Genomic DNA, 17,558 nt, shown 5'->3' on the forward strand with positions numbered 1-17,558 from the left:
TCTGCTTCACCACTAAAAAAGAAGGCCCGCAGTGATGCGGGCCTTTTTGCTTTCTGAAGATTGGCAGTGAAACAACGGACGCCAAGATCGCAGCCTTCGGCAGCTCCTACATTGTCCGCGTACGACCGCGATTTCGTTGGATACATGCAACCCCGGTAGGAGCTGCCGAAGGCTGCGATCTTTTGATCTTAAACCGCGGGCGCCGCTATGCCTCCAGGCTCAACCACCGCCACCAACCCTTCCTTCATCCGCTTGGCATCGCGCACAAAACACCGCGACGCCATAAACAGAAACACCATCGTCAGAAACAGCGCCACCGGGATCAGGTACATCGCGTCATGCAGGCCGACAGCCTTGAACGCTTCGGTCATCTGCTCAGCGCCGGCCGAGAGCATGGCCGAGTGCGCGAAGTGATCCGACAATGCGCCCACCACCACCGGTCCCAATCCCCCACCCAGCAAATACAACCCGGCAAAGAACAACGCCATCGCCGTCGCCCGCAAACGCGGTTCGACCACGTCCTGAATCGCCGTGTACACGCAGGTATAGAAGTTGTAGGCGAACAACCAGCCCAGGCTGAACACCGCGACAAACACCCCGATCTCGATCCGTCCGGCGTGCAGCGCCCAGGCGGTGCACAGAGTCGAAATGATCAGGCTGAACGCTGCGAACAGCAGCCGCCCATTGGCCACCCGCTGATGAATCTTGTCGGCGATCCAGCCGCCAAGCGTCAGGCCGAACAACCCGGTTACCCCGACGATCACCCCGGTTGCCACCGCCGCATCTTGCAACGGCATCAGGAAATAACGCTGCAGCATCGGCACCAGGAATGAGTTGCAAGCATAGGTGGCGAAGTTGAAGCACAATCCCGCCATCACCAGCCATAGAAATGTCGGCACCGCCAGCACTCGACGGATCGGCCGGTCCACGCGTTCCTGAGACACCTGCACGCTCTCCGCCGCGCCGCGCTTGGGCTCTTTGATGAAGAACATGAAGACCGCCAGAATCAGCCCCGGCACCGCCGCGATGAAGAACGGCGCACGCCAGCTGTCGAACGCCTTGACCATCGCGCCAATGGTGAAAAAAGCCAGCAGCAGGCCCAACGGCAACCCGAGCATGAAAATGCCCATGGCCCGCGCCCGACGGTGAGCCGGGAACAAATCGCCGATCAGCGAGTTGGCGGCCGGCGCATAACTGGCTTCACCGATGCCGATACCCATGCGCACGATCAGGAAACTCCAGAAACTGCCCACCAGCCCGTTGATCGCGGTTAAACCGCTCCACGCCGCCAGGCCCCAGCCCATCAATTTGCTGCGCGAACCGGTATCGGCCAAGCGCCCCAGAGGCAGGCCGGCGATGGCGTAAACGATGGTGAATGCGGTCCCGATGATCCCCAGCTGAAAGTCGCTGAGGTGCCACTCCATGCGGATCGGCTCGATGATGATGGCCGGGATGGTACGGTCGAAAAAGTTGAACAGGTTGGCCAGAAACAGCAGGAACAGAATGCGCCAGGCATTCGCCGCTTGGGTCGAGTTCTGCATGGGTCCGTCTCTTTTTATTGTTGTTGGGGGCTTTCACTGTCCCCGGAACCTCCAATCTAGTCAGGCCCGTCAGGGCTGTCTGTCATTATTCGCAAGGTTGATATCAGCTCATGGCGCCATGCATCACCTGTGGCATTGGTGGTGTCAGGGAGCCCAGTTTTTCGCCATCGGTTGGCGTCTGGAAAAATACCTCCGCGCCCCCCTTCCCAACGCCATGGCGAAGCCTAGAATAGCGGCCTTGTCTGCCCAGCATGCCCCCATCCCTCCTTTGATCATTGCCCATGTCCGAAGCCAGTCCGTGTCTGAATTGTGGTGCCTGCTGTTCTCATTTTCGTGTGTCTTTTTTCTGGGGTGAATGCACCTCGGCCGGGGGGACGGTGCCTGACGAACTGGTCGCGCCCATCAGCCCCAGCCGGGTGGCTATGCTCGGCACAGACTGCAAACCCGTTCGTTGTGTCGCCCTGGTGGGTGAAGTGGGCAGCACCGTGCAGTGCTCGATTTACGATCAGCGTTCCAGCACCTGTCGGGAGTTCGACGCCTCTTGGGCCAATGGCGAGGCGAACGTGGATTGTGATGCGGCACGGGCAGCGTTCGGGCTGCCCGCCCTGCAACCAGAATTCGAAATACCTTTTGAGCAGATCGCTTAAGGCTTGGCGCCGAGCGCATTGAGCCAGTTTCAAAAATGTTGGACATCAATGTGCCACCCCCCCTTGCGCTCTGCGCAAGACCTCTATACTGCAACCATTCGCCAGCGTGCACGGCGCAGGCCAGGATGACTCAGAGACGGGGCACGCTATGGAGAGGCTTGGTTTGCGGTTCATGACCGGGCTGCCAGAGAGCGGGCAGGTCATACTCGATTGCACCCATAACCCTTTTCTGGTGTTGCTGGCCTATCTGGTCGCCTGCGTGGCCGGTTTCGCCACACTGGACATGACCGAGCGGGTCGGCCATGTGGAAAACCCCGCCTCCCAACGACTCTGGCGCTGGGTCGGTGCCGGGTGTCTGGCAGGCGGTATCTGGGCCATGCACTTCATCAGCATGCTGGCGTTCCAGGCACCGGTCGAAATCCATTACCACCTGCCCACCACCTTGCTCTCGCTGTTATTCGCCCTGACCGCCTCGTGGCTGGCCATGCATACCCTCAGCCATCCTGATTTGAGTTTCTTGCAATACCTGCGGGCGGCGGTGTGGATCGGCCTGGGCATCGCGACCATGCACTACGTGGGCATGGCCGCCCTGCGCTCAAATGCGATGGCCTATTACCAACCCGTCCTGTTCGTCCTGTCCATCGTGATCGCCATCGGCGCCAGCCTGGCTGCCCTGTTGATATCCAGTCACCTACGCGATGGCGTCGGCCTATTTCATCAACTGCTCAAATACACCGCCAGCCTGGTGCTGGGGGGCGGCATCGTGAGCATGCATTTCACCGGCATGGCATCGTTTAACCTGATGCTGCCCGCTGGCAGCCTTGAGCCCCTGCCCAGCGACAACAATCACCTGCAATTAGGGCTGACGGTAGCGGTAATGACGCTGCTGATCATCGGCAGCAGTATCAGCGCGGCCTTGGCGGACAAGAAGCTGCAACACAAAGAGCGCGACCTGCAGCGGGTCAACGCCCTGCTCAGTCAACTGGATCAGGCACGCATGTCACTGCAACAGGTGGCCCACTACGACGCCTTGACCAACCTGATCAACCGCCGAGGCTTCAACCAGCTCTTCGCCGAGAAACTCATCGAGAAAACCAACGAAGGCGGCATGCTGGCCGTGATGTTTCTCGACATCGACCATTTCAAGCGGATCAATGACAGCCTCGGCCATGACGCCGGCGACGAACTGCTCAAAGTCATCGCCAGCCACATCAAGGCCTCGGTACGCAGCCATGAAGACGTGGTGGCGCGTTTCGGCGGCGACGAATTCTGCATCCTCATCAGCCTGTATGACCGCGAAGAAGCGCGGCAAATGGCCCAGCGCATCATGCTGAAAATGAAGGAGCCCATTGAATTGTCCGGGCGGCGCATGGTCATGACCACCAGCATCGGCATCAGCCTGTTTCCGGAAGACGGCAATACCTGCGAAGAACTGCTGAAGAACGCCGATCTGGCGCTGTACCAGTCCAAGGACTGCGGTCGTAACGGGCTGCATTTTTTCAGTTCAAACCTGAAAACCCGCGCCACCCTGGAGTTGCAACTCGAAGAAGAGCTGCGACATGCCCTGCGCGAGGACACCGGGCTGATGCTGTATTACCAACCCATCTATGAGCTGAAAACCGGCCAGGTCAGCAAACTTGAAGCGCTGATTCGCTGGCAACACCCGGTTCACGGATTGCTGACGCCGGATCGCTTCATCGCCATCGCCGAGGCCAACGGTTTGATCGCCGAACTGGACAATTGGGTGCTGCGCAAGGCCTGCGAAGATTTGCGCGAGCTGTCCGGTCATGATTACGAAGACCTCAGAATCGCAGTCAATTGCTCGCCCCTGAACCTGGCGCGAGAAGAATTGGCCGATGAAATCGAACACGCGCTTCACGTTTGCGGGGTGGCACCACAGCGGCTGGAACTGGAAGTGACCGAGAATGCGCTGATGGGCAACATCGCCAACACCCTGGTGTTATTGCGGCAGATTCGTGCGCTCGGGGTCTCGCTGTCGATCGACGATTTCGGCACCGGCTATTCATCCCTGGCCTACCTCAAGCGTCTGCCATTGAACACGCTGAAGATCGACCGCTCGTTCATCCAGGACATCCCCAAGGCGACTCAGGACATGGAAATCGTCCAGGCCATTATCATCATGGCTCACACCCTGCATTTGCAGGTCGTCACCGAGGGCGTCGAAACGTTCGAGCAATACGAATTTCTCGAACGCCATGGCTGCGACTTCGTTCAGGGCTACCTGCTCAGCCGTCCAGTGCCGCTGGCTGAATTGCGTCCGGTGCTGGCCGAAATCAACCAGCGCAAGCACACGCATACCGTCAATCCGTTAAGTCTGGCTCGCGGTATAGCTGCACTAGCGTCGACGGATCCTTTTCCAGAAATCCCTGCCCCCCATGCAGGCGCATCAGTTGTGCGGCCAATCCGCTGATCGGCGTGGCCGAGCCTTGCTCGCGGGAAAATTTCACGGCGCTGTCGAGGTCCTTGAGCAGTGTCCGTACGTGCCATTTCACCGGTTCGAAACGACTCTCGGCCATTTGCGGCGCGAGAATCTGCAACGGTTTTGAATCGGCGAAACCACCGGCCAGCGCCTCGGCGATCAGGCGGGCGTCGACCCCGGAACGCTCAGCCAGGGCCACCACTTCGGCAATGACCAAAGCATTGCAGGCGACGATCATCTGATTGCAGGCTTTGGTCACCTGCCCCGCGCCGACGGCGCCCATGTGGGTCACGCGCTGACCGAGGGTCAACAATACCGGCCGCACACGCGCAAGGTCTGTCGCCTGGCCACCCACCATGATCGCCAGGCTGCCGGCCTCGGCACCGACCACTCCGCCAGACACCGGCGCATCGAGCCAACTCATACCGGTTTTACTGGCCAGTGCTGCCGCCATTTCCCGCGTCGCCGTGGGTTCCAGGCTGGAAAAATCCACCAGCAACTGGCCGCTTTTCGCACCTTCGGCAACGCCCGCTGCGCCAAACACCACCTCACGTACCACCGCGGTATCGGCCAGACACAGCATCACCAGGTCGGCGTGCCGGCACAGCTCGGCCGGTGTTGCCACTTGCCGTGCGCCGGCCTCGACCAGCGCTGCGCACTTGGCCGGATTGCGGTTCCACACCGTCAGCGGATACCCCGCCGCCATCAGGCGTCGGCACATCGGCAAGCCCATCAGGCCGATTCCGGCAAACCCCAGCGCAGGTAACGTTGCCATCATTTAGCCTCCCTTTGATTAAAGATCATCGAATAGTGGCCGATTCATCATGGTTAAGGAAAGGATTCCCCCGAGCGATGCTCAGGCCAAGGCCCTGACGCTTGGGCCACATTCGCGCTGCAAAAAGACGCGAGATCCCATTCCGTGATGACTCGATGACACTTGTCGCCGAGCCGACCAGTCCAGGTATATGGCGCACAATGACTTCTAAAAACAATCCGGCCACCGCGGTATCCGACCTGACCCTGAGCCCCGCGGCGAACAGCCCCTCATCGTCGAAGCCATTGACCCCGTCGCGTGCGCTGGCGACTCAGCAATACCTGTACTTCACCGAAACCAATACCGACCGCATCCTCGACAACCTCGATGGCCTGCGCGACCTGGTGTTCCCGCGCCCGCCCCATCTGGAAGGCGACAATGAACAGCACAACGACCAGGAATTCCCGTCGGTGTGCCTGATTGGCCTGGGCCGCTGTGGTTCGAACATCGCGCTGGACGTGGCGGAGCTGGTGTACAACGCCCGCAAGTTCTACCTCAACGAATTCAACAACGAAGACCGTCTGTCGCCAGACAAACGCTACGCCGAAAAGGGCTACAGCCCGGCGCAGTGGATTCGCAACAACCTGCGCCTGGGGTCGAACAAGGCCAGCAAACCGGTGTTCCTGGTCGAACCGCTGGTGATGCTCGGCGACCTGGACAAGGACATCGCAGGCCGCATCCGCTTCTCGCGCAAGGGCGAAAAAAGCGGCTTTTTGCGCGACTACAGCAAAATGAAAATCATGGACTTGTCGGAAGTCCACGCCGGTGGTGCCGGTAACGCGCCGATCCTCGGTCAGTACCTGGCCAAGATCATCCTGAACAAGGACACCCAGCGGTTCTCCAGCCCTGACTGGAAAATGATTCACTCGTACCTGATCGACAGCTGCGGGATCAAGGCCAACCAGTCGCGCCTGTATTTCTCGATCTTCAGTGCCGGCGGCGGTACCGGTTCTGGCATGGCCTCGGAATTCGGCCTGGCCCAGCAACACTCGTACATGAACAAGACGTTCGACACCAAACCGATGGACGAGCACGACGGCAAAAGCGGTCATTCCTTCGTCTTCGAGCCGATCTTCACCAGCGGCATTTGCGTACTGCCGAACATTTCCGATCACCGCAGCGAAATGTCCGAGGCGCTGCACATCAACGCCGGACGCCTGCTGTGCAAGTACCTGTCGGAAGAGTGGGACTTCTCCTACAACTTCGCCAACGAAGACAGCAGCGAAGCCAGCGTCATGGGTCGTATCCGCCCATGGAACGCGATGATGCTGATCTCCAACGACATCATGCGTTATGCCGAAGAGAGCGACGACGGCAACATCCAGAACATTGATGTCAATGCCATGGAAAAGCACGCCAACCAGTACATCTCACAGCAGATCTTCAACATTCTGACGGCGCAGGCGGTCACCACCGACTACGACCAGAACTATTTCCGTCGCGCCGGCATCGACATTGGCGAAACCATTCGTCTGGACGCCAACGACCTGTTCATGAGCCTGGCCGGCCCCGTGGCAATCGCCTACGCCGAGTCCGTGGTGCCGGAAACCCCGCCGCCGAGCAGCGACAAGTTCAAGGTGTTCGAGAAAGAGCCGCAGCGCCTGAACATCGACGACCTGTTCTTCCGCTCCATCGACCTGCCGCATTTCAACAAGGTCACCCAGGCTATCGAGGGCATCAGCTTGTTGCCGATCGAGTCCAAGCGTTATCGCGCTTCGCTTGAGCAGTACAAGAATTCGGGCTATGACGCGGCCGCGTTGCACGACCTGCACTTCTTCAAGAATTGCTCGTCGGTGGTGTCGATTGTGTCCTTGCCCAAAGACTACAAGCTGTCCTACATGGACCTGAACCGGTTGAAGACCCACCTCAACAGCCTGTTCCCCAACACCACGCTCAAGCGTTATGCGTTGGTGATCGGCGCCTCGGCCAACCTGTCGCTGACCACTCTGATCGCCAAGAGCCCGTGCCTGTCGGACGACTTCCTGACCCTGATCGTCGCCTTCATCAAGCGCTGCTTTGCGAAGAACCCGTACCGCTTTGACGAGACGCTGGACAACTCGATCCTGGACTTCATCATCAATGAAGACTTCGACGAAGACCGCATCGACGAACTGCTCAACGAATTCGAAAACCCGGCGAAGATCCTCGATACCAACTGGTACGCGATCAAACCGATGTACGAGAAGAAGTACCGCGAGCTGATCAACGACAAGGACAAGTTCGTCTCGATCAATGACATCCGCCTGTCCCGGGATTGCGTGAAAAAGGCGATCAAGTATCTGCGCGAGATCTACCGTCACCGGATTGGCAAGACCAAGGTTATTTCGCTTAATAACCACACCGGCAAGACGGCTTAATTAGCGGCGTGTCCAATCGCGAGCAGGCTCGCTCCCACAGGGGACCGCGTTCTTTCAGGAGGAATGCGATCACATTGTGGGAGCGAGCCTGCTCGCGATGGCGGCATAAGAGTCACCACAAATCCCAACATCCAGAAACAATTAAGCAGCCAATCGGCTGCTCAATAAACTGTTCCCGTTACGTTTACGTCACCCTCGCCAAGACCCTTCTGTGGCCTTTCTCTACGGCAACATGCCATCACGCTACTCGCCTACACACTTTTAACCGGCAACGACGCGCACCAATCAAGTGCAAGCACTCAGCTCGTCGCCCTTTCCTGGATCAGAATCCATGGAGAAACAACAACGGCCCACAGCTCGGGATCCCGTTCAAAAAGATCCAGCGCCCGCGTTTCAGACAGCTTGGCGACCTTGTCGGCGGCCAGCCAGGCAGCCACTTTCTCGCCTTCATCGGTGGCCACTGCTTCTGCTGCAGCGATCAAATCCAGGCCTGGATCGACCCACAATAGGGCACCCTTGGCGAAGAACGGCTCCAACTCTTTCCAGGTAATAGATGCGGTTTCACCAAGCAGCTTGGCATAGAGGGTGCTAGGTTCTTGAGTCATGGGTTTCTGTCCGCAAAAGAAATCGACGTGAATGATAACGTCGCTATTGCGCCAGAAAAACCCGGATGCAATTGCGTCACCGATTGAAAAACCCAGGAAAGCCAGGGAATGCTGCTGAATCAAGTATTAGCCAGCTAACATCCCGCCGCGATTCTGTCTTTTTCTTTCAATAAAGCGACACCCTCAGGTTTTGCCCCCTGGCGCCAGCTTCCCAGGCTAACAATCGGCGCTCTACACTGTACCGGTACAGTTGCCGGGGGCATTTTCCGGAGGATATCGACGATATCTGACCCGGTTCTGCTGCTACGGCGCCAGGACTATAAAAACTACAACAGTAAGAGTGGAGCACTATGACTAAGGCTACTAAGCAGATTTCAAAACTGTTTGCCGCTATGGTTCTGGCAGGGGTTGCCAGCCATTCGTTCGCCGCTGACACCATCAAGATCGGTATTGCCGGCCCTAAAACCGGCCCTGTAGCCCAATACGGCGACATGCAGTTCAGTGGCGCCAAGATGGCCATCGAGCAGATCAACGCGAAGGGCGGCGTCGACGGCAAGATGCTCGAAGCCAAGGAATACGACGACGCGTGCGACCCTAAGCAAGCCGTGGCCGTCGCCAACAAAGTGGTCAACGATGGCGTGAAATTCGTTGTCGGCCACCTGTGCTCCAGCTCCACTCAACCGGCGTCCGACATCTACGAAGATGAAGGCGTGATCATGATCACCCCGGCTGCCACCAGCCCGGACATCACCGCCCGTGGTTACAAAATGGTGTTCCGCACCATCGGTCTGGACAGCGCCCAGGGCCCTGCCGCCGGTAACTACATCGCCGATCACGTAAAACCGAAAATCGTTGCGGTGCTGCACGACAAACAGCAATACGGTGAAGGCATCGCCACTGCCGTGAAGAAAACCCTCGAGGGCAAAGGCGTCAAGGTTGCCGTGTTCGAAGGTATCAACGCCGGCGACAAAGACTTCTCCTCGATGATCGCCAAGCTCAAGCAAGCCAACGTCGACTTCGTCTACTACGGCGGCTACCACCCGGAGCTGGGTCTGATCCTGCGTCAATCCGAGGAAAAAGGCCTGAAAGCCAAGTTCATGGGTCCGGAAGGCGTGGGTAACGACTCCATTTCGCAGATCGCCAAGGAGGCTTCCGAAGGCCTGCTGGTGACCCTGCCGAAATCTTTCGACCAGGATCCGGCCAACATCGCCCTGGCTGACGCGTTCAAGGCCAAGAAAGAAGACCCGAGCGGTCCGTTCGTGTTCCCGGCCTACTCGGCTGTGGAAGTGATCGCCGAAGGCATCAAGGCCGCCAAGAGCGAAGACACTGCCAAGGTGGCTGCTGCCATCCACGCTGGCACCTTCAAAACTCCGACTGGCGACCTGAGCTTCGACGCCAAGGGCGACCTGAAAGACTTCAAGTTCGTGGTTTACCAGTGGCACTTCGGCAAACCTAAAACTGAAGTTTCGCCTCAGTAAGGCGTTGCCGAACTGACTGCCAATAAAGCCCACGGCGTGCCGTGGGCTTTGTTTTACGAACGTATTGGGCCGCGCTGGCGTGATCCGCCAGTCTCCCCACCTGAAAATCTCAAAACCGTCATCAGCGGTTCGCTGGCAAACCTCGAATTCGAAGTGGATGCAGATCCACGGGGCTCGAGCGGGAAAATGACTCCACCAGTGAAATGCGTATCAGGTTTTTAGGAGCGCTGTAATGCCTGACATCTATCACTTTTTCCAACAGCTGGTTAATGGTCTGACCATTGGCAGCACGTATGCCCTGATCGCCATCGGCTATACGATGGTTTACGGCATCATTGGAATGATCAACTTCGCCCACGGCGAGGTGTACATGATCGGCTCTTACGTGGCGTTCATCGCCATCGCCGGGCTGGCCATGCTGGGACTCGAGAGTGTCCCGTTATTGATGACCGCCGCTTTCATCGCGACCATCGTCGTTACCAGTGCCTACGGTTACAGCATCGAACGGATCGCCTACCGCCCCTTGCGCGGCAGCAACCGTCTGATTCCGCTGATTTCCGCCATCGGCATGTCGATCTTCCTGCAGAACACGGTTCTGCTGGCACAAGACTCCAAGGACAAATCCATCTCCAACCTGATCCCCGGCAGCTTCTCCATCGGGCCAGGTGGCGCACATGAAGTGCTGATTTCCTACATGCAAATCGTGGTGTTCGTGGTGACCCTGGTCGCCATGCTCGGCCTGACGCTGTTCATCTCCCGTTCTCGCCTGGGTCGCGCCTGCCGCGCCTGTGCCGAAGACATCAAGATGGCCAACCTCTTGGGTATCAACACCAACAACATCATCGCCCTGACCTTCGTCATCGGTGCGGCACTGGCGGCCATCGCAGCCGTGCTGCTGAGCATGCAATACGGCGTGATCAACCCGAACGCCGGTTTCCTGGTCGGCCTCAAGGCCTTCACCGCCGCAGTACTGGGCGGTATCGGCAGCATCCCCGGCGCGATGCTCGGCGGGCTGGTGCTTGGGGTGGCGGAAGCCTTTGGTGCCGATATCTTCGGCGACCAGTACAAGGACGTCGTGGCGTTCGGTCTATTGGTCCTGGTGTTGTTGTTCCGGCCAACCGGCCTGTTGGGCCGTCCGGAGGTTGAGAAAGTATGACTAGGAATCTTAAACAGGCGTTGTTCAGCGCCTTGCTGGTGTGGGCGGTTGCCTACCCGGTACTGGGTCTGAAACTGACCATCGTCGGTATCAACCTCGAAGTCCATGGCACCAGTACCGCAACCCTGATCACCATCGCCGTGTGCTCGGTGCTGATGTTCCTGCGGGTGCTGTTCGACCAGAAGATCAGCGCGGCCTGGAAATCCTCGCCCAACCTGCCGGTGATGCCGGCCAAGGCCAGTAATTTCCTGACCCTGCCGAGCACTCAGCGCTGGATCATCATTGCGTTGATCATTGGTGCACTGGTCTGGCCGTTCTTTGGCTCTCGCGGTGCGGTGGATATCGCCACGCTGGTGCTGATCTACGTGATGCTCGGCCTGGGTCTGAACATCGTGGTCGGCCTGGCCGGCCTGCTCGACCTCGGTTACGTCGGCTTCTATGCCGTCGGCGCCTACAGCTATGCGCTGCTGTCGCACTACTACGGTCTGAGCTTCTGGATCTGCCTGCCAATCGCCGGGATGATGTCGGCCACCTTCGGCTTCCTGCTCGGCTTCCCGGTACTGCGCTTGCGCGGTGACTACCTGGCGATCGTGACGTTGGGCTTCGGTGAAATCATCCGCCTGTTCCTGCGTAACCTGACCGGCCTCACGGGTGGTCCGAACGGCATCAGTAACATTCCCAAGCCCACGCTTTTCGGGCTGAGCTTTGATAAAACTGCCGCAGAAGGTCTGCAGACCTTCCACGAGTTCTTCGGCCTGGAATACAACTCGATCAACAAGGTGATCTTCCTTTACCTGATCGCGGTGTTGTTGTCGTTGTTCGCGCTGTTCGTCATCAACCGCTTGCTGCGCATGCCACTGGGTCGTGCCTGGGAAGCGCTGCGTGAAGACGAAATCGCCTGCCGTGCGTTGGGCCTCAACCCTACGGTCATCAAGCTGTCGGCCTTCACCCTCGGTGCCTGCTTCGCCGGTTTCGCCGGCAGTTTCTTCGCCGCGCGCCAGGGGTTGGTGACACCGGAGTCCTTCACCTTTATCGAGTCGGCGACCATCCTCGCCATCGTGGTGTTGGGCGGCATGGGCTCGCAACTGGGCGTCGTACTCGCCGCCACGGTGATGATCCTGTTGCCGGAAATGATGCGTGAGTTCAGTGAATACCGCATGTTGATGTTCGGCGCCTTGATGGTGCTGATGATGATCTGGCGTCCTCAAGGTCTGCTGCCGATGCAACGCCCTCACATGGAGCTGCGCAAATGAGCCGTGAGATCCTGAAAGTCACTGACCTGAGCATGCGCTTTGGCGGCCTGTTGGCAGTCAACAGCGTGGCCCTGACCGTCAAAGAGAAACAAGTGGTATCGATGATCGGCCCCAACGGCGCCGGCAAGACCACCGTATTCAACTGCCTGACCGGTTTCTACCAGCCGACCGCCGGCAGCATCGTGCTGGACGGCGAGCCGATCCAGGGCCTGCCGGGCCACAAGATTGCCCTCAAAGGCGTGGTGCGCACCTTCCAGAACGTGCGGCTGTTCAAGGAAATGACAGCGGTCGAGAACCTCCTGATCGCGCAACACCGTCACCTGAACACCAACTTCCTGGCCGGCCTGTTCAAGACCCCGGCGTTCCGCAGAAGCGAACGCGAGGCCATGGAGTACGCCGAGTACTGGCTGGAAAAGGTCAACCTCAAGGAGTTCGCCAACCGTCCGGCCGGCACCCTGGCCTACGGTCAGCAACGTCGCCTGGAAATCGCTCGCTGCATGATGACCCGCCCGCGGATCCTCATGCTCGACGAACCGGCCGCCGGCCTCAACCCACGGGAAACCGAAGACCTCAAGTCACTGATCGGCACCCTGCGTGAAGAGCATGATGTGACCGTGCTGCTGATCGAACACGACATGAAACTGGTCATGAGCATCTCCGACCATATCTTCGTGATCAACCAGGGCACCCCCCTGGCCAACGGCACGCCGGAACAGATCCGCGACAATCCTGAAGTGATCAAAGCCTACCTGGGGGAAGCGTAAATGCTGCAGTTCGAAAACGTTTCCACCTTCTACGGCAAGATCCAGGCGCTGCACAGCGTCAACGTCGAAGTCCGCCAGGGCGAGATCGTGACGCTCATCGGCGCCAACGGTGCCGGCAAGTCGACCCTGCTGATGACCCTCTGCGGTTCGCCGCAAGCCCACAGCGGCAGCATCCGCTACCTGGGTGAAGAGCTCGTCGGCCAGGACTCGTCGCAGATCATGCGTAAAAGCATCGCCGTGGTCCCGGAAGGTCGTCGGGTGTTTGCCCGTCTGACCGTGGAAGAAAACCTCGCCATGGGCGGTTTCTTCACCGACAAGGGCGATTATCAGGAACAGATGGACAAGGTCCTCGGACTTTTCCCACGCCTGAAAGAACGCTTCGCCCAACGCGGCGGCACCATGTCTGGCGGCGAACAGCAAATGCTCGCCATCGGTCGTGCGCTGATGAGCAAACCAAAGCTGTTGCTGCTCGACGAGCCATCGCTGGGCCTTGCACCGATCATCATCCAGCAGATCTTCGACATCATCGAACAGCTGCGCAAGGACGGTGTGACGGTGTTTCTGGTGGAACAGAACGCCAACCAGGCACTGAAAATCGCTGACCGTGCCTACGTGCTGGAAAACGGCCGTGTGGTGATGACAGGGACAGGTGAAGCACTGTTGACCGACCCGAAAGTGCGCGAAGCGTACCTCGGTGGTTAAGCGATTGCGGTAAACAAAAAAACGGCCTTCGGGCCGTTTTTTTTATGCCTGCCCCACCCCTGACAACAATGAAGATCCCCCGTAGGAGCTGCCGAAGGCTGCGATCTTTTGATCTTGCTCTTCGGCGCTCATGGTGAAAATCAAGATCAAAAGATCGCAGCCTTCGGCAGCTCCTACGGGGGGGCTGTGTATTTTTTTTGAGTTTTTTTCGTTGGGGCTGTAACGCATCGAGCGATGGTTTCTCTAGAGCAGTAAGCAAGCACAAACGCTTGCCAACCCAAGCTCAATTTCGGAGAAACATCATGACTGCTACCACCCGCACCCTGTCCGCCACCGCCCTGGTTCTGGCCCTCGGTTCTGCCCTGAGCATCGCCGCTGTCTCCACTGCCCATGCCGCTGACGCCAACATGGAAAAATGCTTCGGCGTGGCCATGAAAGGTCACAACGATTGCGCCGCCGGCGCTGGCACCACTTGCGCCGGCACGGCAAAAACCGACTACCAGCCAAATGCTTTCAAACTGGTGCCTAAAGGTACCTGCGCCACCACGATGAGCAAAACTTCGCCAACCGGTTTCGGCCAGATGGAAGCCTACAAAGCCAAGTCGTAATCAGAACCCAGCCTGAGTGTCGACCATGAACTTTTTATCTTCCGGGCTCCCGCCCCGCTCCGGGCTGGGGCTCAAGACCGAGCACTTTCGTGAAGTGCTCGGTGCACAACCGGACATCGGTTTCTTCGAAGTCCACGCCGAAAACTACATGGTGGCCGGCGGCCCGTTTCATCATTTTCTGGGGTTGATCCGCGAGCAATATCCACTGTCGTTGCACGGTGTTGGCCTGTCCATCGGTGCCGAAGGCCCGCTGGATGGTCAACACCTGCAAAGGCTTGCCGCACTGATCGAACGCTATCAACCCCAGTCCTTTTCCGAACACCTGGCCTGGTCCAGCCATGGCCCGGTGTTTCTCAACGACCTGCTGCCCCTGGCCTACGATGCGCCGACGCTGAACCGCGTCTGCGAGCACATCGATCAGGTGCAGAGCACCCTCAAACGTCCAATGCTGCTGGAGAACCCGGCGACGTATCTGGCGTTCCAGCGCTCGACCCTGGACGAGGCCGACTTCATCGGTGAAGTCATTCGCCGCACCGGCTGCGGCCTGCTACTGGACGTCAACAATGTCTACGTCTCCTGCATCAATCATCAAAGAGTTCCGCTGGCCTACATCGACGCGCTGCCGCTGCACGCAGTGGGCGAGATTCATCTGGCCGGGTTTGCCGAAGACACCGACAGCCTCGGCGATCGCCTGCTGATCGACGATCACGGTGCGCCCATCGATAACGCGGTGTGGGCACTGTATGGGCAGGTGCTGGAACGGGTTGGCCCGATCGCCACGTTGATCGAGCGCGACAACCAGTTACCGACCTTCAATGTGCTGCACGCCGAAGCCCGTCAGGCTGATGAATTACTGTATTGCGCGGGGAGCCGATCATGAGCACTCAAGCCGCGTTTGCCGCCGCCCTGCTCGATCCGCAACGGCCCTGCCCCGACGGCTTGTTCAGTGCCAACGGCGCCGATCCGGCCAGCCGTTTCGCGGTGTATCGCAACAATGTGCAGAGCTCACTGATCAACGCATTGGCGGATAGCTACCCAGTGGTTTTGCAGTTAGTCGGTGATGATTTTTTCCGGGCGATGGCGGGGTGGTATGTGCAGAGTTACCCGCCTCAAGGCCCACTCATCAACGACTACGGCAAGGACTTCGCCGAGTTCATCGACAGCTTTGAACCGGTAGCCAGCGTGCCTTATCTGGCCGACGTGGCGCGGCTGGAGCGGTTGCGCGTTCAGGCCTATCACGCCGCCGATGCGCAGCCCTTGAGTCATGAGCAGATCGCCGCCGCGCTGGCAGACCCGCAGGCGCTGAGCGAGCTGACGGTCGGGTTCCATCCTTCCCTGAATCTGCTGACCTCAACCTTCGCCGTGGTTGCAATTTGGGCGGCCCATCAACAAGACGCGACGCTGGCCGGGATCGACGTCGATCACGGGCAAAACGCACTGGTGTTGCGCAACGGACTGGAGGTTGAAGTCTTCGCCATCGACCACGGCGCCAGCACCTTCATTCAGAACCTGCGACTCGGCCAATCCCTGACCCAAGCCTTGGAGACAGCCCCCGCCTTCGACCTCAGCCAAACCCTGGCGCTGCTGATCAGCCACAACGTCATCACCCATTTACACCACAAGGTATCGCCATGAACCGCCATCAGAACCCCATCGCCCGCGCCATCGCGCTGCTGGAAAAAATCCCCCACAGCCTGATCGCGTTTATCGCGCGTTTTGCCATTGCCGCGGTGTTCTGGAAGTCCGGGCAAACCAAGGTGGAAGGCCTGGCCATCGACTTGATCGACGGCACCTTTCAACTCGGCGTGCCAAGGCTGGCGGACTCGACCATTCCCTTGTTCCAGAGTGAATACCACGTGCCGTTGCTCTCTCCGGAACTGGCAGCGCACCTGGCGGCCTTCGCCGAGCACTTCTTTCCGGTGCTGATCCTGATCGGCTTCGCCACACGTTTTTCGGCGTTGGCCCTGCTGGGTATGACGCTGACTATTCAGCTGTTCGTCTACCCCGATGCCTATCCAACCCATGGCACCTGGGCGGCGGTGTTGCTGTATTTGATGGCGACCGGGCCGGGCAAGTTGTCGATTGATCATCTGATTGCCAAGCGTTACGCCCGCTGAGCCCTACCACAGAACTCCAGACGATGAAGAACCAATGTGGGAGCGAGCCTGCTCGCGATGGCGGAGTGTCAATCAGCATCAATGCCGAATGTCACACCGCCATCGCGAGCAGGCTCGCTCCCACAGGGGTTGTGTGGTGAGACGTTATCGCTAAAGCCGATCCAACGCCTCGCCACTGCGCTTGAACCAGCCGATCAAATAATCCGCCAGCACTTGGGTGCGCTTCGGCAAACCGCCCTGATACGGATGCACCAGGTACATCGGCATGCTGCGGGTCTGATAATCGCGCAGGAGCCAACGCAAACGCCCATCAGCCAATTCCTCTTGCAGCAGGTAAGACGGCAAACGCGCAATACCCGCACCGGTCAGTGCGGCTTTCTTCAACAGGTTGTAATGGTTGCTGGCGAACGGTCCCGACACTCGCACCCGCAGTAACTCGTGCTGTTGGTGATAGAGCCATTCTTCGCGACCGCTGTAATGGCTGTTGAGCAGGCAGCGGTGCTCGGCCAGGGCCTGAGGCGTCAGTGGTTCGCCGAATTGCTCAAGATACGCAGGGCTGGCGCAGGTCATTTCGTGCCAGGCCAGCAGCGGTCGGGCGACCAGACGTTCGTCGTTGGCCACTTCCGAGCGGATCGCCAGATCGAACCCGTCCCGGGACAGGTCACGGTAGTTATTGTTGAGCTCCAGCTCGATCTGCACCTCGGGGTACTGCCGGGAAAACTCCAGCAGTGCACCGTCGAAAAACGTTTCCCCCAGTGAAACCGGAACCGTCATCCGCACCGGGCCGGCCATGTCGTCTTTTAACCGCGCCAGGGCCTGACGTGCTCGCTCGACTTGAATCACCAGCGCCTGGGCTTGCGGCAACAGCGCCGCGCCCGCCGCCGTCAGGCTCAAGCGGCGCGTGGTGCGTTGCAGCAACACCACGCAAAACCGCGTTTCCAGCAGGCTGATGCGCTTGGAGAGTTGCCCTTTGCTGCAACCCAGTTGCTGCGCCGCCAAGGTGAAACTGCCCGCCTCGATCAACACCGCGAACGCCGCCAGGTCGTCCATTTCGCTCATGGATTGTTTCCATTTGA

Annotated in this window: 17 protein-coding genes; 12 read left to right on the plus strand and 5 right to left on the minus strand. The window is 59.0% G+C overall.

Annotated elements, in window-relative coordinates; genetic code table 11:
• Positions 1-188: 188 nt before the first annotated feature.
• On the minus strand, positions 189-1,541 hold the full coding sequence (locus KGB14_RS03110; RefSeq protein WP_223484049.1) for a spinster family MFS transporter: 1,353 nt from the start codon (positions 1,539-1,541) through the stop codon (positions 189-191).
• 281 nt (positions 1,542-1,822) lie between these two features.
• Between KGB14_RS03110 and KGB14_RS03115 the strand changes: the two genes are divergently transcribed.
• Positions 1,823-2,188, plus strand: a complete 366-nt coding sequence (locus KGB14_RS03115; RefSeq protein WP_223484050.1) for a YkgJ family cysteine cluster protein — start codon at positions 1,823-1,825, stop codon at positions 2,186-2,188.
• A 148-nt stretch (positions 2,189-2,336) separates the two neighbouring features.
• Positions 2,337-4,619 carry a putative bifunctional diguanylate cyclase/phosphodiesterase gene (locus KGB14_RS03120; protein ID WP_223484051.1) on the plus strand — a complete coding sequence of 761 codons (2,283 nt, stop codon included), beginning with the start codon at positions 2,337-2,339 and terminating at the stop codon, positions 4,617-4,619.
• Here KGB14_RS03120 and KGB14_RS03125 read toward each other — a convergent pair.
• The gene (locus tag KGB14_RS03125; RefSeq protein WP_223484052.1) at positions 4,510-5,406 is read right to left on the minus strand and encodes an NAD(P)-dependent oxidoreductase; all 897 of its coding nucleotides are present in this window, start codon (positions 5,404-5,406) and stop codon (positions 4,510-4,512) included. The two genes, KGB14_RS03120 and KGB14_RS03125, sit on opposite strands and share 110 nt — an antisense overlap.
• Positions 5,407-5,603: 197 nt before the next feature.
• On the opposite strand from KGB14_RS03125, the gene KGB14_RS03130 reads away from it, so the two are divergent.
• Positions 5,604-7,799 carry a hypothetical protein gene (locus KGB14_RS03130; protein WP_223484053.1) on the plus strand — a complete coding sequence of 732 codons (2,196 nt, stop codon included), beginning with the start codon at positions 5,604-5,606 and terminating at the stop codon, positions 7,797-7,799.
• A 299-nt stretch (positions 7,800-8,098) separates the two neighbouring features.
• Here the strand turns inward: KGB14_RS03130 and KGB14_RS03135 are convergent, their stop codons facing one another.
• Complete coding sequence (locus KGB14_RS03135) at positions 8,099-8,404, minus strand: DUF2288 domain-containing protein (protein WP_033059033.1); 306 nt, start codon at positions 8,402-8,404, stop codon at positions 8,099-8,101.
• 350 nt (positions 8,405-8,754) lie between these two features.
• Between KGB14_RS03135 and KGB14_RS03140 the strand changes: the two genes are divergently transcribed.
• The 5 genes from KGB14_RS03140 to KGB14_RS03160 all read left to right on the plus strand — a co-directional run bounded on the left by KGB14_RS03140 (position 8,755) and on the right by KGB14_RS03160 (position 13,757).
• Complete coding sequence (locus KGB14_RS03140) at positions 8,755-9,882, plus strand: branched-chain amino acid ABC transporter substrate-binding protein (protein ID WP_223484055.1); 1,128 nt, start codon at positions 8,755-8,757, stop codon at positions 9,880-9,882.
• 232 nt (positions 9,883-10,114) lie between these two features.
• Complete coding sequence (gene livH, locus KGB14_RS03145) at positions 10,115-11,038, plus strand: high-affinity branched-chain amino acid ABC transporter permease LivH (protein ID WP_223484056.1); 924 nt, start codon at positions 10,115-10,117, stop codon at positions 11,036-11,038.
• Positions 11,035-12,291 (plus strand): high-affinity branched-chain amino acid ABC transporter permease LivM, encoded by a 1,257-nt coding sequence (locus KGB14_RS03150; RefSeq protein WP_223484057.1) that lies wholly within the window; start codon positions 11,035-11,037, stop codon positions 12,289-12,291. Before livH ends, KGB14_RS03150 begins: the two co-directional genes overlap by 4 nt.
• Entirely contained in the window at positions 12,288-13,055 is a 768-nt protein-coding gene (gene livG / locus KGB14_RS03155; protein ID WP_123360548.1) for a high-affinity branched-chain amino acid ABC transporter ATP-binding protein LivG, read from the plus strand. The genes KGB14_RS03150 and livG overlap by 4 nt, the downstream gene beginning before the upstream one ends.
• Positions 13,056-13,757: an ABC transporter ATP-binding protein gene (locus KGB14_RS03160; protein WP_223484058.1), complete on the plus strand. Its 702-nt coding sequence runs from the start codon at positions 13,056-13,058 to the stop codon at positions 13,755-13,757.
• Positions 13,758-13,799: 42 nt separating this feature from the next.
• Here KGB14_RS03160 and KGB14_RS03165 read toward each other — a convergent pair whose 3' ends face one another.
• On the minus strand, positions 13,800-13,985 hold the full coding sequence (locus KGB14_RS03165; RefSeq protein WP_223484059.1) for a hypothetical protein: 186 nt from the start codon (positions 13,983-13,985) through the stop codon (positions 13,800-13,802).
• A 74-nt stretch (positions 13,986-14,059) separates the two neighbouring features.
• Here KGB14_RS03165 and KGB14_RS03170 point away from each other — a divergent pair, with 74 nt between their 5' ends.
• Genes KGB14_RS03170 through KGB14_RS03185 form a run of 4 tightly spaced genes read left to right on the plus strand, consistent with a single transcriptional unit; the run spans position 14,060 to position 16,482 of the window.
• Positions 14,060-14,365 carry a DUF2282 domain-containing protein gene (locus KGB14_RS03170; RefSeq protein ID WP_123360549.1) on the plus strand — a complete coding sequence of 102 codons (306 nt, stop codon included), beginning with the start codon at positions 14,060-14,062 and terminating at the stop codon, positions 14,363-14,365.
• Positions 14,366-14,390: 25 nt separating this feature from the next.
• On the plus strand, positions 14,391-15,245 hold the full coding sequence (locus KGB14_RS03175) for a DUF692 domain-containing protein (RefSeq protein ID WP_223484060.1): 855 nt from the start codon (positions 14,391-14,393) through the stop codon (positions 15,243-15,245).
• Positions 15,242-16,000: a DUF2063 domain-containing protein gene (locus tag KGB14_RS03180; RefSeq protein WP_223484061.1), complete on the plus strand. Its 759-nt coding sequence runs from the start codon at positions 15,242-15,244 to the stop codon at positions 15,998-16,000. Before KGB14_RS03175 ends, KGB14_RS03180 begins: the two co-directional genes overlap by 4 nt.
• Positions 15,997-16,482, plus strand: coding sequence for a DoxX family protein (locus KGB14_RS03185; RefSeq protein WP_223484062.1), 486 nt, complete (start codon positions 15,997-15,999; stop codon positions 16,480-16,482). Before KGB14_RS03180 ends, KGB14_RS03185 begins: the two co-directional genes overlap by 4 nt.
• Positions 16,483-16,632: 150 nt before the next feature.
• Here the strand turns inward: KGB14_RS03185 and KGB14_RS03190 are convergent, their stop codons facing one another.
• Complete coding sequence (locus KGB14_RS03190; protein WP_223484063.1) at positions 16,633-17,541, minus strand: LysR family transcriptional regulator; 909 nt, start codon at positions 17,539-17,541, stop codon at positions 16,633-16,635.
• Between the last annotated feature and the right edge of the window lie 17 nt (positions 17,542-17,558).

This window comes from Pseudomonas sp. A-RE-19 (assembly GCF_019956555.1).
Lineage (GTDB): Bacteria > Pseudomonadota > Gammaproteobacteria > Pseudomonadales > Pseudomonadaceae > Aquipseudomonas.